This is a genomic window from Nocardia aurea (assembly GCF_003123685.1).
Lineage (GTDB): Bacteria > Actinomycetota > Actinomycetes > Mycobacteriales > Mycobacteriaceae > Nocardia > Nocardia aurea.
This window is the reverse complement of the sequence record NZ_QCYJ01000033.1, coordinates 15,752-42,300: the sequence shown is the minus strand read 5'-3', so window position 1 is coordinate 42,300 and position 26,549 is coordinate 15,752. Positions and strand designations below refer to the sequence as shown.

Sequence of the window (26,549 nt, the reverse complement as noted above, 5' to 3'; positions counted from 1 at the left end):
TTCTACCTCGGATCTGTGTCGGTGCTCGGTCAGTGATTCATCGGGATGCTGCGGGTCACAGGTCTGGTCCGGTGTCAGATGCGTGTATCGATGGCGGTAGCGTGAATTCGGCGGTGTCACTGCCGATTTCAGCTTCTGATGGGGATCGGAGGCTTCCGGTCGCGTTCAGGGCTGGTGACGTAGCGGCTGCGATCACCTCGCCCGTGCCTTGGCCGGTTTCGACCTCGCGGTCCCTCGTAGCGATCACCGCATTGCTGGCGTGTTCGATGAGCAGGTGCGGTGTCGGCGGCGTGACGCCCGGTTCACGACCGGGACGGCTGCCTGCGGCGAGACTGTCGACGTCGCGTCGTGCTTCATGCTCGATGCCGGGCCATGCGTAGGCACGCCAGCGCTCTTGCAGTCCGGCGTCGTCATAGATGCCCACGGTCAACGCCACCAGCCGCTGCCAGCCCTCACTGTCGCGTTCCCACAGCTGCGCACGTTCTTCGCGGGACAGGCCGATCGCGTGAGCCGCCTCGTTGACCCGGGTCCACAGCGCGGCCATATTGCGCCCGAACTGATCGACCTCGCCCGGGTCAGGGTGCTGGACAATGCGGCTCGGAGGTCTGCCGAATCGCCGTTCGGCGTTGATCGCGGCCATGTGCTCGAGCTGCCACACATCAGCGGCCACCCCGTCGACCATGTAGCCACGAACCCGATCGAGGCCGCCGCTCACGCCCCGCGCGATGTGTGCACCGTCGGCCCACCCGTCGCCGGATTGGCCCGCCGCGCGGGCTCGCTCGATCGCCGTTGCGGGCAGACCGGCTGCGGCGGCGCGGGTCTCGAGTTCGGCGCGATCACTCTCGAGGGCACGCAAGTTCGTGCGCCAGGTGTGTAGCGCGAGGTCACCGCTGCGGTCGCCCGATCCGAAGCTGGGGTAGTTCTCCGTCAGGATCCGCTGGTGCTCGGCGGAGGTGTCGTGGATCCGTTCCAGCAGCCGCAACTTCCAACCGGGCAGAGCCTCCAGCTCTGGTGAGGGCTCATCCATGGCTAGTGCCCCGTTTCCGGGGTCGTTCGATGCATGAGCTCCGCAGCATCAGGTGCTTCGCCGTTGTGTCGGGCACGCTTGTATTCATGCCGAGGTCCGATCCGTGCTCACGCCGAGCTGGAGGGGGCGTTAGAGGCGGTGGCGGTTTAGGCGGGCTGGTCATCGTAGTCCTCGGATCTTGTTGAATGCTCGAAGGTTTCGGCTGTTCACCGTCCCGGTCCTTCCTCGAGGAGTCGCTCGGCGTCGACACCCTCGGGTGGGTCAGTGGTGACGATCTGGAGGTGGGAGGTTGCGCGGAGTTCGGGGACCAGTGCGGCCTCGATGATCTGTGCGGCTTGGGCGTCGACCGGTCGATCCGACTCGGTAGGGCTCTGGGTCTGGTCCCAGATGCCGTTGCCGGTCAGTTCGCGTAGTTGGTAGAGAGTGCGCAGTTCGAGATCGGTGACGGTGTGCCATCCGCGGATGCGTTCTTCCTCGAGCGCTCCCAGCTGGTGAGACATCGTGTCCGGCGCGTCGATCCAGTCGGCGCGAACCTCGACAGCGTGTTCCCAGGTCTGTGTCCAACTGTTGGCGCGGTCGAGCCACGGGGTTTCGATCGCGGCTGCGCGGGTGGTCAGCGCTTCGGTCTCGGCGGGGCTGTTCGAGCGGTCTGCGGCGTCGCGGAGTTGGTGGTAGCGCGCGAAATCCGCGCGCAGGACTTGTTCGACCCATGAGTCGGACTTTCCTTGATAGTGGTTCGGGTTGCACACATCGGCGAGATCGGCGGTGTCGAAAGGCTCGGCCGTCCACAACCCCGCGGTCCGCGACCGACCGGCTTGGGTATGCCCGGGAGAAAGGTCGGGCCGGTCGAAACTCATCGCCGCTCCTGGGCCGGGCCACCGTGCGCTGCATGCGACCGGGGCGGATCGGCTGCTCCCGCCGACCACGTACCTGCGCGGTGCGTGGCCGCGCGGTCACAGCGAGCGTGGCGCCGTCGTCGAATTCCGGACATCACCGCGGACCTAGTCATGTAGGTTCTCGTCGGAGTTGTCGTTCGGAAGTGACACGAACTGGGGATTTGCTGCGCTTTCCCACCGATTTGTCGGTCGCTTTTCTCATCTATTTGTCGCTTTCTTCGGAGCTGGCACCGTTCCGGGCTCCGACGTAGGGCCGTATGCGCTCCCCGCAAGCCGTTGAACTGGGGTTTCTCCGCTGGCAGGATCCGTCGGCGACAGATCGGCGACAAAACGATGAGAAAGGCGAAAAGAAGCATGAGAACCTACAAGTCGCTCGACTCGGCAGCGGCAGTGTCGAATCCGGCGAAACGTGTATTCGTGTCGTGAATACCTGTCAGTCGTTCGGTTTCGCTGAGTTCGACGAAGAAGGGGATGCCGGGTTGTCGGCCTTCGCCGATCTTGAGGAGGAATTTGCCGGTGCCGGGTGGGGTTGGTCGGGGTTGGTCGCGGCGGATCGCTTCGCCGGTGAGTGCTTGGGGCGCGGACCAGGTGGTGACCATGGCGCGTTCGACGTTCGTGAACGGGATGATCGATTCCAGGCGGCTGATCTCCTCCCCCGGTAGCGCGCCGAGAATTTTCGCTCGGGCGCGTTCGAGGAAGCCGAGGGCGCGGCTGATCGCGGCCGGGGAATCGAGTGCTTGGAGGTCTTTGATGGTGTGGCTGATCATGATCAACGCGACCGCGATGCCGCGTTGCAGGCGGGTGAGTTCGTCGACGCGTTCGACCATGGACTCTCCCAGGCCGAGGACCTGCCAGAGTTCGTCCATGACAACCTGGAAGTAGCGTTGCGGGGCCAGGCCGGCGTCGGTGAGCATGTTCAACGCCTCCACGGCGGAGAACCCGGCTCCCCAGCAGGCGAGCATGACCGCGGCTTTGAGTTTCTTGTCGCCTTTGGGGATGTGGGAGACGTCGATGCAGACCGCGGTGGAGTCCAGGTCGATCGCGACGCTGGTCTGTCCGTCGAAGACCTGCCCGAACGGGCCTTTCGTCAACGCCCGCAACGACTGGCGCAACGGCACGATCGCCGCTTGATAGCGTTCGTCACTGTCGGCGGCCGCGTCCAGACGCAATTCGTCACCGCCGGTAACGATCACCGCGAGCAGATCGCTCAATATCGGTGCCCGACCGGGCCCGAAACCCGGACCACCCGCATGGGTAGGGGTGTAGAGCAGTGACAGGGCGGTCGCGATGACGGTTTCCTCGTAGTCGGCCACGCGTTGGCCGCGTACGAGTTCGACCAGCGCGCAGACGAGTGCGATCTGGCGGGCGCGGAGTTCTTGGGCGAGGGTGTGGGCTTGTTCGAATTTCTCGGCGGCTTCCAGGCGGGTGAGGACTTCGCCCATGACGCCGGTGTCGAGCGGGTTGAGGTGCCCGTACCCGTAACCGAGGTCGATGACCTGGCCTCCGACCAGTTCGACCAGGCGCCGATAGTCGGGTTTGACGTCGGCCAGGATCAACGGTGTGATGCCCTGAGCGATGCCGCCGAGCACGATCCGGCGCACGAGCGAGGACTTCCCGAACCCGTTGAGCCCCAACACGAACAGGCTCGGCGCGGTGATGAACCCACCGCGCTGGAACCAGTTCATCGGGTCGAAACACACCGGAGCCCCCGTACGCAGATGCGGCCCCAACGGTGTGCCGACCAGGGGCGCTCCGGCGCCGACGGCCCATGGCCACAGTCCGACGACCTGGGCGGTGGTGCCGCGCCATTCGGCCGGACGTCCGACCGCGCTGACCCGTCCCCCGCCCGGTCCCGCGTAACCGCTGTCGGTCAAACGCAGTGCGGGCCGGTCGAAGTCGTCGTGCACTGCGGCTTCGGCGAGCATGGCACGGTTGCGGTGGCGGCGGTCGTCGCGCGACAGCATCATTCCCGCCCAGATCGCACGCAACCCCCCGGCACGGTGACGTAGTTCGAGTTTCGCGCGAGCGGTCTCGTCCAGAGTCCGCGGACCTCGCATCGGCACGGGCGAGACGGGACGTTGTCGGGTCGGTGTTGGGGTGGGCATGGTTCAGCCCTCCAGAGCTTCGGGGATCGTGGCGTGTTCGGGCAGGATGACCCCGACACCGAGGGACGCGGCGAACGCCGCGGAGTGGTAGGTGTTGCACCGGCGAATCGTCAACCGGGCCTGAGTCGACAAGTCCCGCACCAGCGCTTCGATACGGGGAATGTCGGCACCGCGTGGAGCGGTGAGGGTGATGAGGATCCCGTAGCGGGTCAATCCGTGTCCGCGGGCTTGTTCCTGGCGGGCTTGTTCGGCGTTGGCGACCCGGATGCTCGCCGACGCCGAGACGAGACCGCCTTTGGTGTTCTGCTGGGCGACGCGGGCGTTGCGCCAGTCGTCGTCGACGATGCCGGTGGCCTCGGCCGCCGAATGTGGCCGATATACCAGCGCGACGCGTTTGCGGGGCAGTTCGGGGTTGGGTTCGAGTAACCGTTGCAGTACCCGGTCGGTCACGACACCGGGCGGGGCGGCGGTCATCTCCCACGTGATCGATACCGCCCCGGCGTGCAGGAGGCGGTCGTAGCGCTGCTGCTCATCAGCCGGGCCAGCCATCGCCCACGTCAGACGGTGTCCGTCGGGGTCGGTCGCGGCGGCTTCCAGGTCGGCTTGCGACGCCGGGTCGTAGGAGCGGCGCACGAAGGCGATGATCTGTTCGGGAGTCATCGGTTCGGCCCGCACACCGGCCTCGGCGAGCGCGGCGAGGATGCCGGGCAGGCGACGGCCGATCTCGAGGGCCTGTTCGGCGGGAATCTTGCGCCGTTCGGGCGTGGTCGCTTCGAAAGTGATCGCCAGACGCGGCTCCAACTGCACTCGCTGGGACGCGAGTTGGTCTGCCAGCTCCCACATCACCCGCTCGGCGACCTCGGGCACACCCGGGCGCATCATCGCCGCCACCTCGGCGGTGAGCCGGTTCCCGGTCTCGGGGACCGTGTCGATCACCGGCACGATCGCTTTCACATCCGGCGCGCTCCCGAGGGAGGCCAGGAACGCGCCCCAGGCGGCGACCCACTGATCGACCAGGTCCTGATCGACGGCTTCGCCACCCTGAGGCCAGGCCCGCAGCACGATCGTGTACTCCCCGAACTTCGGGAGGTGGATCATCCCGAAGTTGTGCCCATCCACGGCTTGGCCCCGATACAGCCGCGACGGCGCCAGCAACCCGGGCAGAACGGTGGCGCCGCCAGGGATCGCGGAGAACGAGCCGGAGCGGTAGGAATGCTCCTTGCGCCGGACCCCGCCCCACCACTGCCACAGCAGCAGCGCACGCACATATCCGGTGCGGCCACCGATCTGGATCACCAGCGGCGCGGTCACGGTCACCCCGACACCGGCCAGGATCCCGGCGACTTTGAATCCGAACATCGCCTGGCCGAGGATGACCACGACGATGACGACACCGGCGGTGAGCATCGCTACCGCCGAGAGCCCGAACAGGCCCTCCGCGCGCGGACGGGTACCGGCACTGTAGGTGCGTTCTACGTACTCACTCACCACTCACCTCCAAGGCTTCTTTCGATATCCGTTGCGGGGCTGGCTGTTTCATCGATCGATTTGATGTGGGCCGCCGTCCGTGCCACTGGGTCCCCGCGGAAGTTGCCGTTGCCCGGGGGGTAGTGCTGGGGGGCCACCGGCCGCGTCGTCGACGGTGCGGACGGATTCGGTGCTCACGCGCTGCACCCCGCCGGCGACCGTGGCGCTGCCGACGCCACCGGCGCGGGACGCGGGCTGTCGCCCCTGAACAGGCACGACCCCGCCCGAGCCGGGACCGCCCGAACCGGGCGGAAGGCCACCGCCGCCGCCACGGCTCGGGCTACCGCCGCCCAGCGCAGGGAGTTGGCGTGCGCCCGTGGCGGGAGCGGCTCGCGCACCGGTAGCGGGGACCTGGCCCGCGGCGACCGCACCTGTCGGCGCGCCACGGGCTCCCACCAGCCCGATGCCTGCGGCGGCCGCGGTGACGCCGATCCCGGCCATGGCGGCCGCGGCACCCGCGCCGCTGCCGCCCGACCCCAAAACCGACAGGGCCGGGGCGACAAGGCGGATCAGTGCGGGCAGCACGAACGCAGCGCTGCACAGCAGTACCAGGGCGACGAAGGAGCGGTGGGCAGCATCGAGGCTGTAGACGCCTTCGGTGCCGGGATCGTTGGCGGTGGTGTCGGCGGTGACGAACGCGATCATGTACACCAGCGCCGCGACCGGTTTGAACAGCAGGAACGCGATGATCCAGGCCCCGAGACGCTCGTAGGCCTGTTTACCGCTCGAGGTGCCCGACGCGGCAGCGGTCAGCGGGTAGAACCCGACCGCGACGACCAGCAAGGCTTGGCGCAGGATCGTGAGGACGAACATCGCGAGCGCTCCGAGCATGCCGACGATCGCGACGAGGAACATGAATCCGGGCCCGTAGACGCCGAATCGGCCGGTGTCGAACAGCAGTTTCGCTGCGCCTTCGGCGTCGCCGCCGGTGGCGTCGGTGATGATCCACGCCGAGAGGTCGTCGGTCATGCGCGCCGCGGCCAGGATCGCCGCGCCCGCGACCCAGGTGGTCATGGTCGAACGCGCCATCATCTTGAACGTTTCCTCGGCGTGCTCGGCGGCGGCCTGGGCGCGGGCGATCCCGATCCGCAGCGCCGAGATCGCGATCGAGAACGCCAACACCCACGTCTGCAGCTGGCGGGTATAGTAATCGACCCGCCCCCACAAGGTCGATTCCGAGGCATCGGGCCCCGCTCCCTCGAGCAGCACGTCGTTGGGGGACTTGATCCAGAGCATGCTCAACGACAAGGCTTCGGACAGGCCGTCCATGAGCGTCTCGGTCACCTTGCCGAACGTCGAATCCCACAGCTTGGTTGTGGTGGCATCGACGGCACTGCCCGGATGGGTGGCGGCGTTGCCCAATTTGCACCCGAGCGCGTTCGTGTTCCCCGCCCAGGTCCCGATCACCGGGATTTCCGACAGAGCGTCGTGGATCTGGTTGCAGGTTTCGTCGAACCCGTAGGTCGTCGAATCCTCCTGAGCCGGAGCCGGAGCCGGAGCCGGAGCCGGAGCCGGAGCCGGTGTCGGGGTGGTGGTCGGTTGGGCCGAGGCCAGGCCCGCGCTGCCGAGAATCAGGGTGAGCGCGACGGCGGCCAGGGCGAGGGTGCGTGTCAGCAAGGTCATGACCAACTCGTCCAGCCGCTGAGGTCCGAGATCTGGCTGGTGGTCAAAGAGTTGCCGTTGCCGCGCAGCATCCAGTCGGTGCCGTTCCACACCATCGGCACCGACGCGCTGATCCAGGACCGGGCCGCAGCGGTACCGGTGGTGGTGGGTTCGTTCGAGCGTGATGCCAGCCGCACGACGGCGAGGTCGGGGGCGTAGGTCTCGACGCGGAACGCGTCGTAGGCCAGCAGTCCGCGTGTGCGGGCGGCGGGTTGTTGTCGGGGCAGTCTCCCGGCCGCGATCCCGGCGTCGAAACGTGCCTGATCGGCGGGAGTCAAGGCAAGGCGTTGGGCCAGGACCGCGCGGTCGCCGGGACGGGCGGCGACCTGATACACGCTCATCGCCGCTGCCAGCGCCGCCCCCTGCGGGGTGTGGGCGTAGCCGCCCGCGACACCGTCACGGATCCAGGTCGGGCCGTCTGAGGTGGAGAACGGCACCACCACCCCGTGCACCCACTGCCAACCACCCGGTTCGCGCAACCCCGCCGGTGGCGCGGTGAGCCAGTCCCGGTCGGTCGAGGTCTTCGAAGGGATCTGCTGCTCGCGCAGTTGCCCGTCGGGATGCAGAGGGATATCGACGCGGCGACCGAAGATATCGACCTCGGGTACCGCGAATCCTGCCACCCCGCCGGGCAGCGGGGTCGCTGTCGCCGACGGCGTGGCGGCGGTGTGTGGGTCGGCGATCGGGTCGGGGCTGGTTTGGCGTACTGCGAAAGCGATCGCGGCGGCGATCAGGATCGCGGCTACCAACACCGCGGACACGATGGTTCCTATCCGTGGCTGTCGACGTTCCGGCACCGGGTCTTTCGGTTCCGATGTCATTGGGGTGCCTCGATTTTCACGGCGGCGTCCATCGTCGATGTGGCGCGCACGACCGGGGCGGTGGAGGCCGGGTCGGGCAGTTGCAGTAGCCAGTCCCCGTGCTGCCAGACCACCACCGCAGTGTTGACCCCGATCGAGTTGTCGGGATAGCTGGTGTAGATCTCGACCTGGGCGAGGTCGGGGCGGTAGTCGGTGAGTGTGTAGCCGCGGACACGTGGTGCTTGGACGGGGTCGGCGCGGGTGGTGATCGACAACAGGGCCCGCGAGGTGACCCATTCGTCTTTGCCTGGCCCGAACGCGATTTCGCGTTCGGCGACCCGTACCCAGTACTGGTCTGGCGCCAGGGACATGCGCACGGTGTGGGTGATCGCCGCGAGCGCGGCTCCTGCCGGGGTGGCCGCGAATCCGGTCGCGCTGCCCGCCTCGAGGACGGTGGGACCGTCCCGACCGACAGGAACGGCGACACCTTGGTAGTCGCGCCAGCCCAACCCGGCAGGGACCGTGGTCAGGTCCACGACGGTCTCAGGTGAGGTGTCGTGCTGGTGCTGGTCGTCTCCGCATCCGGCGACGACGAGCGCGAACACCGCAGCCACGAGATACGTGCGGCACCGAATTCGTCTCATTGCCAACCTTTTTCTTGATCGCTGGTGGATGTAGGGGTGTCAGAAGGCGAGGTTCATCAGCAGTGATCCGGCCAGGGGCCAGGCGGCGCTGGCCAGGATCCAGGTCACCAACACCCGTGCGAGTGCGCCCGGGGCGGGCGGCGGTCCCGGCGGTGGCCGGTACAGCTCCCAGCCCGCGCGGCCCCCGATCCACAACAGGCGTGCGATCAGGCCGATCTCGACCGTCCACAGCAGCCACCGGAACAGCTGTGTCATCTGCTCGACGACTGACGCGGGTAGTTGCTTGTAGGCCAGCATCGCCTCGACCATCACTGCCGCTAGTTGATCTGGACGATCTGGTTCATGAGCGTGCCCGCGCTGGTGGCGATGATGCCGCCGATCAGCGCGCCGAGCACCATCTTGGGGCTCTCGAGCATCCCGCCCTGCCACTTCTCCCAGGCGAACTTTCCCCCGGCGAAGACGATCGCCGCGACTCCCGAGAGCATCACCAGCCACGCCAGATAGCGTGTGAGCTTGCGTAGTCCCTCCGCTCCCGGTGGGGCTTCGGGAGTCGGCGTCTCGGCTTGGGCGAGCACACTGCCGTGGTCGAGGGCGGCCTGTAACCAGCTCATAAGGGGTATTCCTCTCCTTCGTCGTCGCGTACCCGGCGTGCGTGCAGGGCGGTGATCGCCTCGACGAGGTCCACGCCGAGAGTGCGGATATCTGTTGGGGCCGTGGCGAGTTCGTCGTCTCGCCGGGATTTGGCAGGTTCGGGATCGCCGGGACGCCAGATGGGTAGGTCGCTGTGGCGGGCCAGCATCCAGGTTTCGTGCCACTCCACGCGCCACAGGTGTTCGACCAGGCCGCTGTAGAGGTCGCGGTCACGGCGGATCCCGGCGGGCATTCGGCCCGGGCGCGCGGCCACGGTCACCAATCCGACCACTTCGCTGTCTCCGGCGAGTCCGGCGTGGTGCTGGCGCAGCAGCGCGTCGGCCGCGGCCAACCCGATCGCGGTCTCGCGGGCCACGACCAGCACATACGGGGACTCCCCCGCCGCCGGTGCGGGCCAGCGGCGAGCGCAGTCCGCCGCCGGAGCCAGCAACCGTGCCAGCGTCGTGACACCCGCTCCCCCGTGTGCACCGAGCAGCCACAGCAGCGGCGGTCGCGGGTCACCAGTAGCGTTGTGCACCAGCGGGACCGGGCGATCCCAAACCGGTGCACGCTGGTCCGCCGATGGGGCGAGAACCGCGCGCGTCGCGTCGCGTTTCCGGACGCGTGGTCGTCCGGTGGCGGTGGCAGGGTCGCTCGGGTGCGCGGTGCTGGTCATGGTGCTCATCGCCCCGGCCATCTCAGGCGATCTCGACCGCGGCGATCAACGCGCGGCCCTCACGAGAAGTGGTGGTGGTGATGGTTTGGGTGTGGATCACGGTCTTGGCGTCGGGGTGTTTCTCGGTGATCACCGCGGCCCACCTGTCCGGACCGGCGGGGGTGATTTCCACGCAGTGCTCGGTGCCGACCGGGACGGCGTCGATCCCGGCTTGGATCTCGGCGTCGCTGCCGAAACGCCCTTCCGGGGACAGCAGTGCGCGCACCGCGTTCGCGCTGCGCGTGACGTAGTAGGCGTATTCCAAGGCCAGGATCACCTGCGGCGCGAATCCCGGCGACCCGGCGCCGTTGCCCCGCAACCGTTGTGGACTGTCCAGGTCGGCGCACCACGCGGGCGCTGGTGGCGCGCTCGAGGGCGTCACCGCCGTGGGAGCCAGCGCTGTCGGCACGCGCCCCGAATCCGGACCCGCCCGCTCGGGAACCAACCAGAACACGCCACCGACGAGCACGGCCACCAGCACGACAGCGGAGATACCGAGAATCCACGGCGACAGTGATGAACGTTGTGGAGGCGTTTCGCTCGGCGGCGACGGCTCTGACCGGGTCGAGGGGGCAGCGACAGACAGGGCGTCCAGCCACTGGAGGTAGCCCGCACCCCAACCATCGCCGTCGAGAGATTCGGTGGACGCCGCGCGCGTCGGCGGTGTCGCATTGATCCAGTCCTGCCACTGCTGCTCGTGGTAGTAGCCCCCGGGTGCCGAGTTGTCTCGGTCCGGTGTGGGCGCGGGGCCGCGTTCGTCGCTGGCACGCAACGGATCTGCCGCCGTGTCGGCTCGTCGTGGTCCCGGTGTCGTGGTCATCGGCTCGTCGGCGCCGGGGTGGTGGTCGCGCTCGGCGCGGTCGGCGACGGTGAGACCGACCGTTTGACGGTCGATGTCGCGGTCGTGGTGATGCCTGTGGTCAGGTCGTCGGTGAGGGCTTGGAGCCAAGCGGTGGCGTAGTGGACCGGTGACTGGCCGGTCGCGGTGACGGGGTCGGATTTGTAGGTGCCGCGCGAGGCGAGGGCGTCGCTGTAGCGGACCCAGTTCGCTGTATCGATCAGTCCGGTGTTGTCGGTGACCGTGGAGGTCACCGCCGTGAACGCTTGTCCGACAAGTCGCGACGCAGTCGAGGGCGGCACCAGTTGTGGGAGTGCGCCGAGGAGTTTGGTGCCCAGCACCGCCAAACCAGCTGCGGGATTGGATAAACCGGCTGCGGCGATTTCGGTGATGTTGGCGGGGGTGAGAACGGTTTTCGCGACTGTGACTACGGCGTTGACGGCGATGGTGCCGATCTTGAGGACCGCTTTCATCACGTTGTCGATGTCGAGTGGGGTGCGGGGGTCGCTGGCTTCGGCGACCCGCTGCGCCAGGGAGGCCTGCGACGACAGCGACACCGACGACAGCGAAGTCCCGGAGACGTCGTTGTTGACCACCGAGGTCACGGTCTTGATCGCGGTGAACGCGAGTGCTTGGGTGATCGAGGCCAACGCCCGCAACGGGTCACCGCCGGAGTCCTCGGCCGTGGACAGGATGTTATCGACGACCCGCAGGACCGGCGCGTCGGTCGGGGTATCGCATGCCAGGTCCCCCGCCGCGCAGAAACTCGCGACCCGACCACTCAACGACCCGTAACCACTACTGGTTGTTGCGCGGGCGGTGTTGATGCCCGCGCCGGTGGCTGGTTGTTGGACCAGTCCCGCCAGCGCGGTGACCGCAGCACCGGTGGTGCCAGGTGCCGGGTTCGGGACGCTGCGGCCCGACGCTCCCGGCAGCAGTGGCGTGTTCGCGTCCCGGTCGGGGTCGCCGAACAGCACCACCGCCGCGACCTTGTCGGCGGGCACGCCCGCGCCACTGCGCCCGGCTTGATGGGCGAACTGGGAGGCGACCTGCGCGCCGTGCGCGTTGCCCAGGACCGCGATCCGTCCCTGCGGGCACCGGGACACGAATTCTGCGGCGACCCTGTTCAATTCGGTCACGCCTACCGAGATGCTGCGCTGATACGGGCTCTGCCCGGCTCCGTCGGTGCCGACACCGTTCAAAGTGGCGGCGAACCGGACATACACACGCTCGACAGTGCCGTCGGGCGCGGTCGACAAGGGACGCAACACCTCACCGAGCAGCCCTGAGTCGGTGGTGCTCGAGGTGTCGGCCGACGCCTGGCCGGGGCCCTGCACCCCGATCGCCAACAGGACAGGGCACGGCGGTGCCGGGTCGCCGCGTGCCACCGACACCGACCCGCCGGTGGTGGCTGCGACGCTCACCATGAACGCCGCAGCCATCACACCGATCCCACGCACACCGAGGTTCACGTGCAGTCCTCGCTGACCGCTTCGGTGCCGTCACCGACCTGGTCGACGACGGGAGAATCCTGCTGGGCGGGCTCGACTGCGTCGCCTTCCACGCTGGATTCGGGGTCGGTCGGTTCGGGAGCGTCGAGGTTCTCTCCGGGCCCCAGTGCCGCACCGGCCGCCGCGCCCAGACCGGCTCCGACCGCGCCTCCGGCGACGATGGCGGGGACGCCGATCACGACCGCGCCCGCGATGCAGCCGCCCAGTCCGCCGACGAATGCCCCCAAGGGTGCGGCGACGCCACCGGAGACCGCGCCACCGACCACTGCACCCGCGACACCACCGAGCGCCATGCCGGCGAAGCAGCCACCGAGGCCACCGACCGCCCCGGCGGCGTCGGCGCCGGTGACGGCGCCCGCCGCCGCGCCGACCATCGTCGCGGCCGCGCGCCGGTCGGAGTCGTCGGTGGAGAACCCGGCTGCGTCGAAACCGGCAGCGGCCCACCACTCGGCCTTGTCCGCCAAGTCCTGACCCACCGCCTGGACCTCCGGCGGCACCCAGTCCGGCACCGGCACCGACTCGGTACCCACCCGCAGCACACGCGGAACCGGACCGGCCGGGGCCGTTTCGGGAGCGGGTTCGGTCATCTGCGGCTCGGGTGCCTGTTCGGTGTCCTCGGGTTCGGCCGGTGCGGGGGTCTGCGCGACCGGCGGCGGGGTGGCCTGTCGCTGCGGTTGCGGCACGGTCTGCTGTTTCGGCTGCGGGCGCGGCGGGTTCGGGATCAGGTCGACCACGGTCGGCACATCGACCGCCGCTGGAGCCTGCCCCGCTTCCGGTGCGGGAGCGGGAGCGGGTGTGGTCAGTCCTTGTTGTGGTTGGCTGCCCGGGGAATCCAGACCGGGCTGTTCGGCGTGCACCGGGGCGGCCAGCAACACTGTCAGCATCGGCAGACTCGCCAGTGCGAGCAGAGAACTACGTCGTTTCCTCATCGGTCCCTCGTCCTGTTTTCGGTTGAGCGGGAATATGTTTCGAGATATCGCCGTCATCGGGTCCGGAGATCGCGGGTAGCGCGGTCGCGGCAGTCGGCCTCGCGGATGCTCGAGAGCCCTCCGGTCCCGTGGCGCAGGCGTCGGTGTGGAGCTGTTCGCAGACGGTGTTCAACCCCGCCGCGGCGTGCTCGAGGGCTGCGGCGCGCGGGAGTTCGCCGCGACGGCGGTGGGCTTTGCCGATCTCGAACAGCGCGCCACACAGTTGGATCACCAGCAGCAACGTCCGGGTCGGGTCGTCGGCGCTGTGGTCAAGATTCGTCAGCCCGAACGCGACACGGGAAAGGTTGGGGGCCGCGCGGCGGCGCTGGCCCACGACCAGGTCCTGGGCAGGTTGCAGTGCCGACGCCGACCAGCGCAGCTGTAACGCCGCGGTCGCGAAAGGACCGTTCAGGTCGGGTTCGGCACGTATCGACCACGCCGCGAAAGCACCCGACAGGCGCGCGGACGCCCACGCCCACTGCGACGCTGCCCGCGCCGGCGGCAGCCGACGGAGCTCGTGGGTGAATTGTGCTGCGTCGCTGAACATCCGAGACCACATCACCGGGTGCGACAACGCGATCCGGTCACGGTCGAAGTCTCCCGGCATACGGGTGCCGTGCCACTGCCAGCGGGCAGCAACAGCGGCCTGAGGTCCTTGGTCCCACTGCTCGCGCAGCATCCCCAACCCGAGATCCAATCCGATCGCGACGTCGTGGCGGATATCTGCGGAACCGACCGGTGCCTGCACCACATAGCCTCCGGCCGACACACGGTGATCGAACCCGCTGGCCCATACCGCCACCCCGGCACTGCGTAGTCGCCGGACGAATTCCGCCTCGGTCAGACTCGCGACAGCCGCTGCACGTATGAGCAATTCGATGCGTTCCCACGTGCGCGTGTCGTCGGCGTCGGTGTTCTCTGTCAACCACCGCCACTGAAGGTCGGGATCGTTCGCCATCGGATTCCTCGCCTCGATGTAGACCGTTGACACTGAATCGGTTTCACAATTCCGAACAACAGCGACAGAACCAGTCCACGACAAGAGAATGTCGTTGCTGGCTACCGTCGATTCGGAATACCGCGAGTCAGTAGTTCTGCTGACTGTGCGGCGCTACATCCAGGCCCGCTACCGGCGTGACACTGGGAAACCCATCGCAATGGGCGCACCATGCACGATATTCCGCAAACAGCGCTCGCGCAATAGCATTCGGCGAGGTCACCGGCGTTCGGTGAACAGCGACACAGCACAGAAGCCCGGACAGCGCGAAACACACCCGCAGCGGGTGTGTTTCGATCGGAATTCGATCGAAATACACCCAAATTGGGGGAGTTCAGTTTATTGACAGCATCACCGGGTCGTGGAAATCTTGGTCTCAGCAGAATCCCCCCTTCTGCTACGGAGTGCGGGTCCCCTTCCCATCCCTCGTGTATGGGGTATACCCCAGGCGATTCGCACGCGGTGCTGCCTCTCACCCCCTGGAGGCAGCACCGCCCATGGGGAATCCACATAAACGATCGGCGGATGCCGAATTTGGATTGTGCATCGACATCGCCAGCATCGGCCGACCCGTTCCCGCGCGAACGGCGATATGGAGCCGACCATCTTTCCTGGAGGACCCGTGACCGCGACCACCCCTGCCCTCACGCAGCACCAGATTCGGCGCGAGTCGCCGATACGCCGCAAGTCCTCACGGTGGATCAGCGCCGCTGTTCTCGTGCTGATGCTGGGTGGCTGCACCACCCACACAGGCCAAGAGCAGGCCACACCCGCCGCGGCTTCCGCATCGTCCACGATCACCCCCACGACGGCAGTGTCATCCCCCACCGTCGTGGCCCCGACGACCACTGCGCCGACCAGCCCGAGCAGAACCGTTGTCTACGAAATCGATTCCGACGCGCCAGCGTTGAACTCGGTCACCTACTCCGACGAGGTGTCTCGCCTGATCCAGGACGTTCCCGCCGTGGCCCCGTGGCGCAAGACAATCCTCAACACCACCACCCTCACCAACGTGGGGTTGGGCGCGTCGACGACCGGAACCTGGGTCACCTGCCGCATTTTCGTCGATGGGGTCCCCCGGGACGAAAAGTCGGCGACCGGCCAGTACGCGACGACGACCTGCGCCAGCATCGGCTGACAGGGGCCTGGTGCCACGCGCCGCGTCGGCCGTGCGATCGCGATAGTTCCGTCGTGCGGCACGTAGCCTCGCGGGTGCGGATGTCGGCGGAAACCTCGACCCGTGTGTAGCGGGATGCCGTGACCTGCGGTCGTTCACATCTACGGCCGAGGTGTCGACCGCACGGCCCGTGTGCCCGGCGCGGCCATTGCGCCCCAGCCGCATGGCAGCGCGCAGGTGACGTAGACCTTGGAGTCGACCCTGTCGTTGTCGTAGCGGCACACCGACTCGGTCGCGGTCGCGGAATATCCGCACTGCGGGCATTTGCCGAAGAAGTCCAGAAGCTCCGAGACCGTGCCGGAGACCAGACGCGGTGCGGGCTTCGACTTTTCCCGGATGCCACGCTGCTCGTGGCCGGACTCATCTCGCATGGCGGACCTCCGCTCGGCTCCCGCGCGGCGCGGGCCGAAAGCCGGTATTCAGTGGGAATCTCGCGGTAGCCACGGCGTGCGGTCGAGCGATTGTCACGGTGTCCTCGGATCATGGGGTTCGCCCCGGCAGGGCTGCAAGCAGCTATTTCGTAGGGCAGGTTCAGGCATGTACTGATTCCGGCCGCCGGAGACAGAGGGCAGTCGAATCGGTCGCTACAGCGCCGGGTTCGACGTGACCGAACCCGTTGATGCGAGCGCGGCCCACTGCCCAGTAGTGGGCCGCGGGGTTCACCGGAGGTCGGCGGGTACGTGGCGCGGTGACTCGGAGGTGGCTGGGGTTTGGGTTGCGGTCGTCGGGGTGCGTCGGAGGATCGCGATGACGAGCAGTCCGAGTCCGATGAGGGCCGCGGCGAAGGGAATCCATTGCTCGATCAGGGCGAGTTTGGTGGCGCTGCTGTCGAGGGCGGCGGCGGTGTCGGCGATGCTCGTCTCGCTGGTGTGAGCGTCGAGCCTCTGCAGCGTCGTGACCAACACCGGGTCGGCGACGTCTCCGATGACGGCGTCGATCCGCACCGTTTGGGTCAGGGCCAGCACGACCCCGAAGGCGCGGTCGGCGCTGATCTGCCAGGTGGTGTGCACCCTGTAGGTGACCGGAGCGGCCGTGTCGAACCCGGCGAGGCGGTCCGTGGGGATTCCCATGGCCACAGCGACAGCGGTCGGCACCGATGTTCCGTCGGTACCGACCTTGGAGCCGAACCCGGCCCGCAACTGCGCCAGCAGGGCGGGATCGGCGACCGCGCCGCTGCTCTCGGCGCCGAAGGTATCGGCCGAACGTCCACTGATCCTGGCCGAGGACAGGTAGTTCAGCGCGACGGCTTGGCGGGTATTGGCGTCGAAGAGACGGTGGTCGCGTCGATCGAAGCTCCGGGGCAGGGCGAACACCGCGCCGCCGAGCTGATCGGTGACCTCGACACCGGAGGGCGGGTCAGCCTGCCCGAAGTCGTCGCGGTTCACCGCGTACCGGTGAACCTCACGTGAGAGCGGACCGGCGTTGGTGTCTCTCGGCACGGCGTAGGCGTCCGTACTGAGGGTGATCACCGCCGTATTGCCTTCGACGGAGTCCGCTCGTACGCGACGTTCCAGCACAATCGGCTGGTCGACGGTCTTGCCCGGCGAGGCCGGGTCCGGCATCGACATGGTCCCGTCGTACGAGGTGGTGTCGTCGAGGCTGCCCGGGATCTTCGTCAGGGACGGTGCCACCGCGAAGTGTGTGACAGTGGCGGCGCCGAGCAGCACGATGCCGGTCGCCGCGAGGAGTATGGAGGATCGTTTCACGGGCATGTTCTGGTCCTTCTCGAGTTCGACGTGTCTGGATGGGCTCGGTAGCCGCCGTTGGTCGGCGCGGCGGTGCGGCGTCCTTGTGTCGTGGCCATGCGGCACGTGAGTGCGGATCGCGCGTGGCGCCCCAGCGTCTCCGCGCATCGGGTAGCGCCGGGCAGGACGCGACGCGGGTATTCCAGCGCGGCGGTGGCTATCGCGGCGGCGATGACGAAGGCCTGCACGCTTTTTCGGTCGGGGAGCCGGAGGAAGTCGGCGTGGTCACTGCCCAGGACCAGGCGTGCGTAGGCGGACATGACCTCGGTCACGGCGATTCGTCCTGCCCGTGACAGCGGGTCTCGGCTGTTGCCCACCAGTACCGGGCCGATAGCGTGGATCAGGGCGTGGGCGAGTCGCTGTGAATCCTGATCAGGGTTTGCGAACTCGAGCTGTGCCTGGATCCACCAGAGTCTCCAGGCGTCGGCTTCGTCGACAGGTAAGATGGCTGTGTCTATGCCGAGCAGAAACCCGGTATAGCGCCACTGATGGTAGACAGCCGCCCGTTCCCGAGCCGTGAATTTCAGGCCGAGCGCACGACTGCCGTTGATCAACGACCACGCGAAAAGCATTGTCGTACCGGCCAGCTGAGACTGGTTGAGCGGGTGATGCCACGCGTTCAAGTCCCAGCCGGGTGTGGCGGCCAAACCGGCGCGGACCTTCGCGTGCACCAGCCGCACCCGCAGCGTGGCTTTATATCCGGGGGCGTCGGGTTGTAGTCCGCCGAGGTCTGTGACCTGGGCGAACCAGGCGGCGGTCTCGGCGAGTCGTCGTGGTGCCATGTGCTCGAGTTCGCCGGAAGCCACGAGGGTCTTCGCGACGCGGGAGGCGAGGTACCCGCCGAGCAATGCCATGGTCAACGCGGTGAATCCCGCGGCACCGGTCCGCGCGGTCACCCGGGAGGCGAGCTCGAGTTGGGCGGTGTCAACCCAGTAGGGCATGGCGAGCGAGTCGAAGAACGCGACCAGTTCGGGCGGCGGATCGGGCACGGCGTCGATGCCCTGCTCGATCGCGGTGTCGATCATTCGACTCCCGTGCCCGCCCGGCAGGCGGCGTGTCATCGCGATCACCGCGTCGGCGGGCGGGTCACCGCGGCGGGTGTAGCGCAGATAGGCCGCGCATTGTTCGGCGCTGGCCCGAATGTCGCCCGGTGCCAGGCGTCGTGCCGCGACACCCAGCAGTCCGGCTGTCACCATCGGTGGATGCGCGAACGCCTGCTCGGGACCGTTCATGTGGTTTCACCTGATCCCGAGCAGGACCGGAGCGAGCACCCTGGGGCGCAGCAGCGTGGTGGGTGGGTCGAGCAGCGACATCACGCGGGTAAACGCGGCCGCGACGGCGGGGTCGTGGGTGGCGTGGGACAGGACTCGGTCGAGGTAGCGGTGCTGCCAGCGGGCCATCGCGCCGGAAGGGCCACCGATGGTCTGCGGGAACCGGGCGTCCTCACCGGCCGACATCAGCCACGGGTCCCGCGACACCGCCGCCACTTGCGCGCGGGCCACACGCGCGGCGTCGTGACCGATCCCGCCGACCCCGGCGACGGCGGCATGGAGTGCGTGCGCGCCGAACGCCGCCGCGGTCATTCCTTGCCCGTAGACGGGGTTGAAGTTGGTCTCGGCATCACCGAGCACGACCAGACCGTCGGGGGCAGTGCGTTGATAGTGTCGACGAACGCTGACACCGGGACGGAACCCTCGGATATCGCCCGCCGGAGTCAGACCGGCGATCGTCTCCCGCAGGATCGGGTCCCGCATCCGCGACAGCAGCGTGTCGAAACCACGTTCTCCGGAAAGCTTTTCGGTTTCGGCCATGCTGCCGAGGCTGCACAGCCATCGCCCGTTTTCTACAGGTAACAGCGACCCGGTTCCGCGCTGCAGGGGAGCTCGGGTTTGCAGGTACAGGGCACCGAATCCCGGGTCGGTGTCGGGATCGCGGTGGAACAGGCGGCTCAGGTAGATCACGTTGGGGTCGACGCGTTCTTCCGCGACCGGCGGGCACCGTAGTTCCTTGAGCCATCGGGGCAGGGCCGAGGAACGTCCGGAGGCGTCGATGACCATTTCCGCGTCGATCACACTGCGCACTCCGGTGCCGCGCGCCACGGTCCGCACGCCGTCGATCACGTACGGGCCGCCTGTCAGGCCGACGACGTTGGTGCCCTGCTCGAAATGGATTGATGGTGCGGCGCGGACCCGCTGCACGATCACGTGGTCGAGCAGTGCGCGGGTGCAGGACAGGAACGCGATATCGGCGTCGTGGCTGGCCATCCACCCCGCCGGACCGAGCCAGCGCAGCCCGGTCGCCATCGGCACCATGGTCGCGCCCGCCGCCACGAGTTCGTCGCGGATCCCGGGGAACATCTGCTCGAGCAGGCGATGTCCGGCTTCCAGGAGCAGGTGTGCGTGGCGGGCTTGCGGGGTGCCCGCCCGGAACTGGGGTCCTTCGGGGTAGTGGTCACGTTCGATGACGATGATCCGGCTCGCGTGCCCGCGTAATGCCCACGCCGCCAACGTCCCTGCCATACCGCCACCGATGACCACCGCGGTGCCCCGACCCGCAGGTTTGCTCGTGCTCATGCCGACACCACTTCCGTGTCGCGGCGAACATCGGCCGCCGAGCAGGCAACCACCTGCCGCGCCGGAACCGGCTCGAACACGGTCGCCGGGTCTCGTCGTGCCGCGTGATCGAATTCGGTGGCGGTGCCGGGCCACGGCGCGACCACGCGCCCCTGCTCGGTGCGGTACCAGCTGGGTCCCCCGTCGGGCCAGACGGTGCGGTCCATGGCTTGCCGTAACCACTGCTGGTGCTCGGCCATCGCGGCGGCCGACGGTTCGATCGCCTTCGCACCGGATTCAGCGGACCATCGCATCGCTGCGAGGATCATGCGGATCTGTGATTCCTTGATCGCGATGTTGGAGCCCGCGGAGTTGAAGGTGTCGGGTCCGGCGATCATGAACAGGTTCGGGAACCCCGGCACCGCTGTCCCCAGATACGCCTTCGCGCCGTCTGCCCACTGTTCTTGCAGCAGCCGCCCGCCCCGACCGCAGATCCGGATCGGGGCCAGGAACTCGGTGGCACGGAAACCCGTGGCACACACCACGACATCGGCCGGTCGGGTGAGGCCGTCGACGGTCCGGATCGCGCTCTCGGAGATCGACCCGATCCCCGTGGTGACGAGTTCGACGTTGTCGCGGGTCAGCGCCGGGAAGTAGTCGTTGGACAGCAGGATCCGTTTCGCGCCGAGCGGATGCGACGGCGTCAGCGCCTGCCGTAGTGTCCGGTCGCGGACCTGACGGCGCAGGTGCGCGCGGGCCAGCAGCTCGATCGGTCGTCTCGACCAGCCGCGCACCATGACCGGCCACAACACCGTCTGCGCGGCCGCAGCGACCGCCCACCTATAGGCACGGTGCGCGCCTGGCAGATATTTCAACGCCCATCGGGTCACCGCGCCGAAGTCATAGCCCGGTTTGGGCAGCACCCAATTTGGGGTCCGCTGATACACCGTCACCCGCCGCGCCGACGCGGCTAGACGCGGGATCGCTTGCACGGCACTGGCTCCGGTGCCGATCACGGCGACATCGCGTCCGGTCACGTCGGTGGTGTGGTCCCAGCGGGCGGTGTGGAAGATCGGGCCGGTGAAGTCATCCAGGCCGTCGATGACGGGGAGTTTCGGTCGGTGCAACATGCCGACGGCGAAGACGACGTGGTCGGCGGTGTACCGCTGGCCGGTCGAGGTGGTCAACCGCCAGATGCTGCCGGGTTCGTCGTAGCGGGCGTCGATGATCGCGGTGTTCAGTTGCAGGTAGGGCGTGAGCCCGAACGTCTCGACCACGTCGCGGAGGTAGGCGAGGATCTCGGGTCGGCCCGGATACCGCACCGCCGGATCGCGGTAGGGCGCGAAGGAGAAGCTGTAGAGGTGGGCGGGGACATCGCAGTTACAGCCGGGGTAGGTGTTGTCACGCCACACCCCGCCCAGTTCGGTAGCTTTGTCGAAGAGCGCGATGTTGCGGATTCCGTGGCGTAGCAGTGCCACGCCCATGCCGATTCCGCCGAATCCCGCGCCGACGACAGCGACTCTGAGATGGGCATCCATGAGAGGTGTTTCCTTTATCTTGGGTGCTGTCGATACCCACGCCAGCGACAAATGTGATTCCCCCGGTCGATCGAATCCCGCACTGCGACAGCACCCCTCGCCACCTCTACGGTTCTGCCTGCACCGCGCCCCGAAGAGGTCGGCTGTTCGGGCGCCTGTCACTGCTCGAACGCCTTCGCCGCGCGGGGACGCCGCGACACCTCGGCGAGCTGCAGGTCGACCATGGCTTGCGGTGCACCGTCACGGGTCAGGACCACCCAGGTGGCGTTCACGGTGATCCACTGCCCGCCGACGCCGACGCCGAACCGGATCCGGATGGTCGTGCGGGCGTGGTCGGTCCCAGTGAGCAGGTCGGTGCGTGCCGCGCACAACTGTGCCCGGTCGTCGGGATGCACGACGGCCATCTCGGTCACCAGCCGATGCAATGGGGCAGGGCCGGCATGGACCCATTCATGGACGAGACCCGATTTCAGGTCGAGGACACCGATACCGTGCCCGCCGCGCACCGGCAACCGACGGAGCAGCCGGATCGAGACCCGCGGCGGCGAGGGCGGATGCGCCACGCTGACATCGGTAGCCACTGCACGCACCACCCGGGCCGCACCGACGCCGACGCTGTGCGCGGCGACGAACAATGTGCGCCGTGCACGCGTCACCAAACCTGTGGTGACGACGGTGCCCGACCACTGACGCGGTTCGGCAGTGTCATCGAACAGCCCGAGGAGGCCGTTGCGGTCCTCGATGTGGTCGAAGTGGCGCGTCAGGTCCGGCAAGGTCCGCCACCCGTCGGCGGCCCGGTCGCTGTCGATCATCCGCTCGAACACACTCGAGGTCAGACCGACCCCGTGACTATCGACGGGCCAGAGCACCGTCCCTACCGCCGGTTTGGGCGGGACCGGCGTCGTGCTGGCCCCGGCCCACACCTGGACGGCCAAGACCTCGGTGCCGACCGTGACCGGGACGGCGGTGATCCGCATCGGATACCCCGAGGCGCGCGGCGCGGTGACGGACTTTTGGTGGCCGGTGGCGATGGCAGCGGCGATTACTGCCGGCAGCCGACGAGCGACCACACTGCTCCCGGCGATCCGTGTGCGTTCGATGCGGGTACGGCGGCGCGGGTGCGGACCTTCGGCGATCACCCGGTAGGTGTCGGGACCGCCGGAGGTCTCGAGCAACACCCACGGCACCACGGGGCGGTCGTCGTCGCGGGTCTTCGGTCGTGCGAGTTCGGATTCCGTCGTCACCGTCATCGCTCCCCTGCCAGCCCCGCGTGAGCAGGACGGCGGTCGCGTAGGCGCCTGCGAGGACAAGCATCAGTGACGGGCCGAGGGCGGTGTCCGGCGACAACCAGCGCGAGGTTCGCGGCCACCACCCCCCACCCGCTACCTGCGGCGACCACCGATGCGACGGTGTGCGAGATCATCGCTGCCGCTCCTGGGTCGTCGACGCGGCGAACCGTCGCACGGACGGGTCCGTCGGTGGTCAGTCCGATCGCGGAATTGATCACGACCACTGCCAGTCCCAGCAGCCCGACGATCTGCGCGGTCATCGCCACCACCGATCCCGCGGCGGCATCCGGGAGCCGGATGATTCCGGTCCCCTGGCCGCGGGTTCGAAAGGGTCGGTGGTCGAGGGTGTGGGGTACCGGCGGCGGGTTCTCGTTCCTCGCAGAGAGCAGCCAACCGTGCGTGATCGGTCCCGACATCCGCAGCAAGGCACGGATACTGCGGTGAATTCCGCTGTGTGGCTACTACTTCGCCGCGTCGAGTCGACAGGGTTGTCTGTTGTGACCGGTACACGTTTCCCCGGTCGCCGGTGCCCTTCCCACCCTCGGGTGGTCGATTCGGATCCGATCCGGACAGGACCGCAGTCTCGAGAACGTTCGACGCTCGAGCACTGCCGATGTTCCGGCGTGGTGGTCACGGGGTCCCCTCCCCTGCTGCTGCGGTGATGCGCGCCGGGCCGGGGACCGGGATCAAGGCGATCACGACACCGGCGGTGGCGAGGGTGGCGGCCAGGATCGCCCAGAACGGAAACGTCAGATCGAGCAGATCAGCGCAGGTCAACGCGGCACCAAGGCCCGCGGCACCGGCCGCGCCACAGATCTGCCCGACGACACCTGTCCGTACGCCGGATTCCGGGTCGTCGGTGGCCGGGACGAGGTCGGCGAGCATAGCCAGGGTCGTGGCGCTGGCGCCGATGCCGACACCGATCAGGACCACCGACACCGTCCACGCCCACCACTGCGGTGCGGTGCCGACAATTTCGGGGTAGACGAGCGTGAGCCCAGCGGCTGCGGCGGCGAGGCCGGTGAAACCGGCCACGATCAGGCTGGAGGATCGCGGGTGTCGGCTCGCCGGGAACGAGGCGAGGATCGCGGTCGCGCTTACCGCTCCGCCACATCCGGCCGCGTCGAGCCAGTTGACGTGACCAGGGCCGGTCATCAGCAGTGACGCCGCCAGCAGATACCCGAACCCAGCCAGACCGGCAACGAACGTCACCGGGCTGGCCACGGCGACCGCCTGGAACAACCATCGCGGTCCGGGCCCCGACTGCGTTGTCGCGGGGATGGTTCGGAGCACGGCCACGCCGAGTGCGGACAGTCCGATCAGCAGGATCAGCCACGACAACGGGCCCGGCCACTGTCGTGCCCCCGACGCTGCCGCGACGACCGCGGTGATCGCGCCCGACAGGAGTAGCCCGCCTCGGTAGTCCGGTCTCGGCGCGGACCAGTTCTGCCGCGGATCGGGCAGTACCGCCACGGCCACGACACTCAGCACGATGCACACCGGCACGTTGACCGCGAACAGCGCCCGCCACCCGAGAGAATCGACCACCACCGCCCCTGCGGCGGGTCCGATCACCGCCGCCACCACAGCCGCACCGGCCAGGATCGTTGCTGTGTGTTTCGGCGACGGCGCGGGCCTCGTCGAGGACACCGCGGCCGTCGCGGCGGCGACCAGTAGCGCAGCGGTCATCCCTTGGGCGGCACGTGCGCCGATCAAGACCGGGTTGGTGGAAGCGAGCGCGCACACCCCGGACGCGATCGCGAACCCCATCAACCCTGTCACCAGACTCGGTTGTATGCCCTGGCGAGCCACGACCGCCACGGCCACGGCCAGCCACGCCAGGAACGCCACCGCGTACGCGGTCACCGCCCAACTCACCTGATGCACGGGCGCGGACAGATCGTGTGCCAACGCTGCGCCGGGCAGGCTCAACACGACCGCGTCGGCAGCGGCGACGAAGACCGCGACACTGGAGATCCCCACCACCACGACGCGCGTACTGAACCCGACGAAATCATCGGTGACAGCGTCATTTTCGGATGTCGACCTCATGGCGCGCCACCGGAGAGGTCCTGAGACAGGGCCGCGAACCAGTCTGCGGCGGTGCCGGTGTCGCCGGTGGCGCCGTAGCCGGTGTGGTTGGTGATCACCGTGGCGTAGTGGGTGAGGGTGGCCGGGTTGAGGATGTCGGCGTTGGCGGCCAGTTCCGCGCCGATCGCGGCACCGATCTGACCGGCCAGGCGCGGGATCTGCCCGAGCGGGTCCGCGGCGATCGCGGCCATCACCTGGGCCGACTTGTCCGCGGCCGCCGCGCTGGCGGCGAGATCGGCGACCGTGCCGGGGTCGGCGGCCTGCGCCAGTCGCTGTGACACCGTCTGTCCTGGAACATAATTGACCTGACCGGCTTCGACGGTGACGTCGTTGAGCATCACCTGGGCGCTCGCTTCGGCTGCGGTTTCCTGCACCGATGCGGTGATCGAAGTGGCGGCCCCGATCGGGTCACGCAGGTCGGACTGGGCCGCGATCCCCGCAGCAGCCTGTAGGGCTGCGGCGTTGGGCGGGGCGTCGCAGGCAAGGTCACCGGCCGCGCAGAACTCACCGACGCGGCCTTCCAGGGCATCGAAATCGGTTCCGGTATTGGCGATTCCGCCGCTGCCCGGCACCGGATTCAGGTGGATTCCCGCTGTGGCGTCTCCGTCGGTGCCCGGGGCCGGGTCCGGGCTGTGCTGACCGGGTCGACCCGGGATCGGGTCCGGGCCGGTGGGTCGGGTCGGGTCGCTCAGCAGTGCGACACCGGCGACACGCTCCGGCGGGACCGGCCCGTTACCGGATCCGACGTCCTGGGCGAAGTCCGAAACCACCCCGGCGCCTTGGGAGAAGCCCGCGACCGCCAATCGCGTGTTCGGGCACTGCGCGGCCGCGGCGGCGGCGGTGTCGTCGAGTCGGGCACGGGCGAAGGCGATGGAGTCGGCGTAGCTGGCGGTGCCGGGTCCGGTGCCGATCGCGCCGCCGAAACTGGCGGGGTAGCCGATGTAGACGCGGTCGATATCGACTCCGGCGGTCAGCATCGGACCGAACATGGTGCCCAACATGCCCGTATCCAGACTCGGGCTCGCCGATGGCGAACTCTCTCCCGTGCCCTGCACCCCGATCACCAACAGTCCGGGGCATCCCGGCAACGGCACCGCATCCGCGGCTGCTGTCCCCGTCCCGGCGGCGACGAGCGCCACCGCGGTCACTGCTGCGGCGGTCGCGCTCCACGCACCGACCTGCACACACCTGCGGGATCGATCACGACGGCTCATCGCGGGCCCACCGTCGTCGCCGAGCAGGCACCGGCGGCGAAAAACATTTCGGCGGGGCCGGACTCGTGGGCTGTTCGGGGGTTTCGTACTCGCATGAACGAACTCCTCATCGAAGGTGTCGACGCGCAGAACCAAGCCGTGCGCGCGGACGAAGAAAGGGGACAGCGTCGACGCCGCCGGTTGGCGTGATGTCGCGGGCGGCGCCGACGCTGTGAGAACGGCGCCAGGAGCGCCGAGGGGGGGGATCGATCGATCAGATGGGAACGCCGAAGCTCCGCAGGATGGTCAGGCCCCACCCGATCGAAGAGACCACGTTGGCGACGAACGTGGAACCGGCGTACAGAATGCCGAGAACATCCATTGACAGTGTTCCTTTCGAGAAACCGAGCGTGAAAACCACGCATCGGCAAATTTCGGACCCAGCCCACGAGAGGCCCCGTCGAGATGTCGTCGGGAACCGTCCACAATCCAGATAGGTGCCACAGAGTCGCGCCTACATCGGCGATGTGAATTGACCAGAAGCGCCGTCGAACCCCTCCGAAGCGCACCCTTGTCGACTGTCCCGAATTACGAGCTCCACGTCCATGATCTGCCCCGAATATCGGACTCGCGGCGAACGATTG

At 68.2% G+C, this 26,549-nt stretch carries 24 protein-coding genes; 1 reads left to right on the top strand and 23 read right to left on the bottom strand.

All coding sequences use genetic code 11. The features are described from left to right. Positions 1 to 55 precede the first annotated feature (55 nt). From DAT37_RS12085 to DAT37_RS12020, 14 genes are all read right to left on the bottom strand, one after another. A complete protein-coding gene (locus tag DAT37_RS12085) occupies positions 56 to 1,027 on the bottom strand; it encodes a hypothetical protein (protein ID WP_109524867.1) in 972 nt (323 codons plus the stop codon). A gap of 206 nt (positions 1,028 to 1,233) precedes the next feature. Beyond that, positions 1,234 to 1,884, bottom strand: coding sequence for a hypothetical protein (locus DAT37_RS12080; RefSeq protein WP_157978439.1), 651 nt, complete (start codon positions 1,882 to 1,884; stop codon positions 1,234 to 1,236). Between the two features lie 401 nt (positions 1,885 to 2,285). Next, complete coding sequence (locus DAT37_RS12075) at positions 2,286 to 3,980, bottom strand: hypothetical protein (protein ID WP_232839700.1); 1,695 nt, start codon at positions 3,978 to 3,980, stop codon at positions 2,286 to 2,288. 51 nt (positions 3,981 to 4,031) lie between these two features. Then, on the bottom strand, positions 4,032 to 5,516 hold the full coding sequence (locus DAT37_RS12070) for an SCO6880 family protein (protein ID WP_232839698.1): 1,485 nt from the start codon (positions 5,514 to 5,516) through the stop codon (positions 4,032 to 4,034). Positions 5,517 to 5,564: 48 nt separating this feature from the next. After that, positions 5,565 to 7,178, bottom strand: a complete 1,614-nt coding sequence (locus DAT37_RS12065) for a hypothetical protein (protein ID WP_157978438.1) — start codon at positions 7,176 to 7,178, stop codon at positions 5,565 to 5,567. Further along, entirely contained in the window at positions 7,175 to 7,978 is an 804-nt protein-coding gene (locus DAT37_RS12060; protein WP_157978437.1) for a hypothetical protein, read from the bottom strand. The genes DAT37_RS12065 and DAT37_RS12060 overlap by 4 nt, the downstream gene beginning before the upstream one ends. A gap of 56 nt (positions 7,979 to 8,034) precedes the next feature. Continuing rightward, a complete protein-coding gene (locus tag DAT37_RS12055) occupies positions 8,035 to 8,661 on the bottom strand; it encodes a hypothetical protein (protein WP_157978436.1) in 627 nt (208 codons plus the stop codon). A 39-nt stretch (positions 8,662 to 8,700) separates the two neighbouring features. Next, complete coding sequence (locus DAT37_RS12050) at positions 8,701 to 8,958, bottom strand: hypothetical protein (protein WP_157978435.1); 258 nt, start codon at positions 8,956 to 8,958, stop codon at positions 8,701 to 8,703. A gap of 20 nt (positions 8,959 to 8,978) precedes the next feature. After that, positions 8,979 to 9,272, bottom strand: coding sequence for a hypothetical protein (locus DAT37_RS12045; protein ID WP_109524860.1), 294 nt, complete (start codon positions 9,270 to 9,272; stop codon positions 8,979 to 8,981). After that, on the bottom strand, positions 9,269 to 9,976 hold the full coding sequence (locus DAT37_RS12040) for a DUF6668 family protein (protein WP_232839697.1): 708 nt from the start codon (positions 9,974 to 9,976) through the stop codon (positions 9,269 to 9,271). Before DAT37_RS12040 ends, DAT37_RS12045 begins: the two co-directional genes overlap by 4 nt. A gap of 13 nt (positions 9,977 to 9,989) precedes the next feature. After that, positions 9,990 to 10,826: a hypothetical protein gene (locus tag DAT37_RS12035; protein ID WP_109524859.1), complete on the bottom strand. Its 837-nt coding sequence runs from the start codon at positions 10,824 to 10,826 to the stop codon at positions 9,990 to 9,992. Beyond that, on the bottom strand, positions 10,823 to 12,286 hold the full coding sequence (locus DAT37_RS12030; protein WP_157978434.1) for a cutinase family protein: 1,464 nt from the start codon (positions 12,284 to 12,286) through the stop codon (positions 10,823 to 10,825). The genes DAT37_RS12035 and DAT37_RS12030 overlap by 4 nt, the downstream gene beginning before the upstream one ends. 26 nt (positions 12,287 to 12,312) lie before the next feature. Beyond that, on the bottom strand, positions 12,313 to 13,284 hold the full coding sequence (locus DAT37_RS12025) for a hypothetical protein (protein ID WP_157978433.1): 972 nt from the start codon (positions 13,282 to 13,284) through the stop codon (positions 12,313 to 12,315). Then, the gene (locus DAT37_RS12020) at positions 13,268 to 14,281 is read right to left on the bottom strand and encodes a hypothetical protein (RefSeq protein ID WP_109524856.1); all 1,014 of its coding nucleotides are present in this window, start codon (positions 14,279 to 14,281) and stop codon (positions 13,268 to 13,270) included. The genes DAT37_RS12025 and DAT37_RS12020 overlap by 17 nt, the downstream gene beginning before the upstream one ends. A gap of 661 nt (positions 14,282 to 14,942) precedes the next feature. Between DAT37_RS12020 and DAT37_RS12015 the strand changes: the two genes are divergently transcribed. Next, complete coding sequence (locus DAT37_RS12015; RefSeq protein WP_157978432.1) at positions 14,943 to 15,458, top strand: MmpS family transport accessory protein; 516 nt, start codon at positions 14,943 to 14,945, stop codon at positions 15,456 to 15,458. A gap of 140 nt (positions 15,459 to 15,598) precedes the next feature. On the opposite strand, the gene DAT37_RS12010 is transcribed toward DAT37_RS12015, so the two are convergent. From DAT37_RS12010 to DAT37_RS11970, 9 genes are all read right to left on the bottom strand, one after another. Beyond that, on the bottom strand, positions 15,599 to 15,868 hold the full coding sequence (locus DAT37_RS12010) for a hypothetical protein (protein ID WP_109524854.1): 270 nt from the start codon (positions 15,866 to 15,868) through the stop codon (positions 15,599 to 15,601). Between the two features lie 288 nt (positions 15,869 to 16,156). Further along, complete coding sequence (locus DAT37_RS12005) at positions 16,157 to 17,209, bottom strand: porin PorA family protein (protein WP_157978431.1); 1,053 nt, start codon at positions 17,207 to 17,209, stop codon at positions 16,157 to 16,159. Then, a complete protein-coding gene (locus DAT37_RS12000) occupies positions 17,200 to 18,474 on the bottom strand; it encodes an oxygenase MpaB family protein (RefSeq protein ID WP_109524852.1) in 1,275 nt (424 codons plus the stop codon). Before DAT37_RS12000 ends, DAT37_RS12005 begins: the two co-directional genes overlap by 10 nt. 6 nt (positions 18,475 to 18,480) lie before the next feature. Next, positions 18,481 to 19,815 carry an NAD(P)/FAD-dependent oxidoreductase gene (locus DAT37_RS11995; protein ID WP_198654205.1) on the bottom strand — a complete coding sequence of 445 codons (1,335 nt, stop codon included), beginning with the start codon at positions 19,813 to 19,815 and terminating at the stop codon, positions 18,481 to 18,483. Beyond that, complete coding sequence (locus DAT37_RS11990; RefSeq protein ID WP_109524851.1) at positions 19,812 to 21,332, bottom strand: flavin-containing monooxygenase; 1,521 nt, start codon at positions 21,330 to 21,332, stop codon at positions 19,812 to 19,814. Before DAT37_RS11990 ends, DAT37_RS11995 begins: the two co-directional genes overlap by 4 nt. A gap of 158 nt (positions 21,333 to 21,490) precedes the next feature. After that, a complete protein-coding gene (locus DAT37_RS11985) occupies positions 21,491 to 22,582 on the bottom strand; it encodes a GAF domain-containing protein (RefSeq protein ID WP_109524850.1) in 1,092 nt (363 codons plus the stop codon). Then, positions 22,579 to 22,881 (bottom strand): hypothetical protein, encoded by a 303-nt coding sequence (locus DAT37_RS44065; RefSeq protein ID WP_157978430.1) that lies wholly within the window; start codon positions 22,879 to 22,881, stop codon positions 22,579 to 22,581. The genes DAT37_RS11985 and DAT37_RS44065 overlap by 4 nt, the downstream gene beginning before the upstream one ends. A 370-nt stretch (positions 22,882 to 23,251) precedes the next feature. Beyond that, positions 23,252 to 24,673, bottom strand: coding sequence for an MFS transporter (locus tag DAT37_RS11975; RefSeq protein ID WP_109524848.1), 1,422 nt, complete (start codon positions 24,671 to 24,673; stop codon positions 23,252 to 23,254). Continuing rightward, on the bottom strand, positions 24,670 to 25,926 hold the full coding sequence (locus DAT37_RS11970) for a cutinase family protein (RefSeq protein ID WP_109524847.1): 1,257 nt from the start codon (positions 25,924 to 25,926) through the stop codon (positions 24,670 to 24,672). Before DAT37_RS11970 ends, DAT37_RS11975 begins: the two co-directional genes overlap by 4 nt. Positions 25,927 to 26,549: the final 623 nt, after the last annotated feature.

Bases quoted from the DNA above. Each gene is read 5' to 3' on its own strand.
- DAT37_RS12085 (WP_109524867.1), bottom strand. From the start codon at position 1,027: ATGGATGAGCCCTCACCAGAGCTGGAGGCTCTGCCCGGTTGGAAGTTG.
- DAT37_RS12080 (WP_157978439.1), bottom strand. From the start codon at position 1,884: ATGAGTTTCGACCGGCCCGACCTTTCTCCCGGGCATACCCAAGCCGGT.
- DAT37_RS12075 (WP_232839700.1), bottom strand. From the start codon at position 3,980: ATGCGAGGTCCGCGGACTCTGGACGAGACCGCTCGCGCGAAACTCGAA.
- DAT37_RS12065 (WP_157978438.1), bottom strand. From the start codon at position 7,178: ATGACCTTGCTGACACGCACCCTCGCCCTGGCCGCCGTCGCGCTCACC.
- DAT37_RS12055 (WP_157978436.1), bottom strand. From the start codon at position 8,661: ATGAGACGAATTCGGTGCCGCACGTATCTCGTGGCTGCGGTGTTCGCG.
- DAT37_RS12050 (WP_157978435.1), bottom strand. From the start codon at position 8,958: ATGCTGGCCTACAAGCAACTACCCGCGTCAGTCGTCGAGCAGATGACA.
- DAT37_RS12045 (WP_109524860.1), bottom strand. From the start codon at position 9,272: ATGAGCTGGTTACAGGCCGCCCTCGACCACGGCAGTGTGCTCGCCCAA.
- DAT37_RS12040 (WP_232839697.1), bottom strand. From the start codon at position 9,976: ATGAGCACCATGACCAGCACCGCGCACCCGAGCGACCCTGCCACCGCC.
- DAT37_RS12035 (WP_109524859.1), bottom strand. From the start codon at position 10,826: ATGACCACGACACCGGGACCACGACGAGCCGACACGGCGGCAGATCCG.
- DAT37_RS12030 (WP_157978434.1), bottom strand. From the start codon at position 12,286: ATGGCTGCGGCGTTCATGGTGAGCGTCGCAGCCACCACCGGCGGGTCG.
- DAT37_RS12025 (WP_157978433.1), bottom strand. From the start codon at position 13,284: ATGAGGAAACGACGTAGTTCTCTGCTCGCACTGGCGAGTCTGCCGATG.
- DAT37_RS12020 (WP_109524856.1), bottom strand. From the start codon at position 14,281: ATGGCGAACGATCCCGACCTTCAGTGGCGGTGGTTGACAGAGAACACC.
- DAT37_RS12010 (WP_109524854.1), bottom strand. From the start codon at position 15,868: ATGCGAGATGAGTCCGGCCACGAGCAGCGTGGCATCCGGGAAAAGTCG.
- DAT37_RS12005 (WP_157978431.1), bottom strand. From the start codon at position 17,209: ATGCCCGTGAAACGATCCTCCATACTCCTCGCGGCGACCGGCATCGTG.
- DAT37_RS12000 (WP_109524852.1), bottom strand. From the start codon at position 18,474: ATGAACGGTCCCGAGCAGGCGTTCGCGCATCCACCGATGGTGACAGCC.
- DAT37_RS11995 (WP_198654205.1), bottom strand. From the start codon at position 19,815: ATGAGCACGAGCAAACCTGCGGGTCGGGGCACCGCGGTGGTCATCGGT.
- DAT37_RS11990 (WP_109524851.1), bottom strand. From the start codon at position 21,332: ATGGATGCCCATCTCAGAGTCGCTGTCGTCGGCGCGGGATTCGGCGGA.
- DAT37_RS11985 (WP_109524850.1), bottom strand. From the start codon at position 22,582: ATGACGGTGACGACGGAATCCGAACTCGCACGACCGAAGACCCGCGAC.
- DAT37_RS44065 (WP_157978430.1), bottom strand. From the start codon at position 22,881: ATGACCGCGCAGATCGTCGGGCTGCTGGGACTGGCAGTGGTCGTGATC.
- DAT37_RS11975 (WP_109524848.1), bottom strand. From the start codon at position 24,673: ATGAGGTCGACATCCGAAAATGACGCTGTCACCGATGATTTCGTCGGG.
- DAT37_RS11970 (WP_109524847.1), bottom strand. From the start codon at position 25,926: ATGAGCCGTCGTGATCGATCCCGCAGGTGTGTGCAGGTCGGTGCGTGG.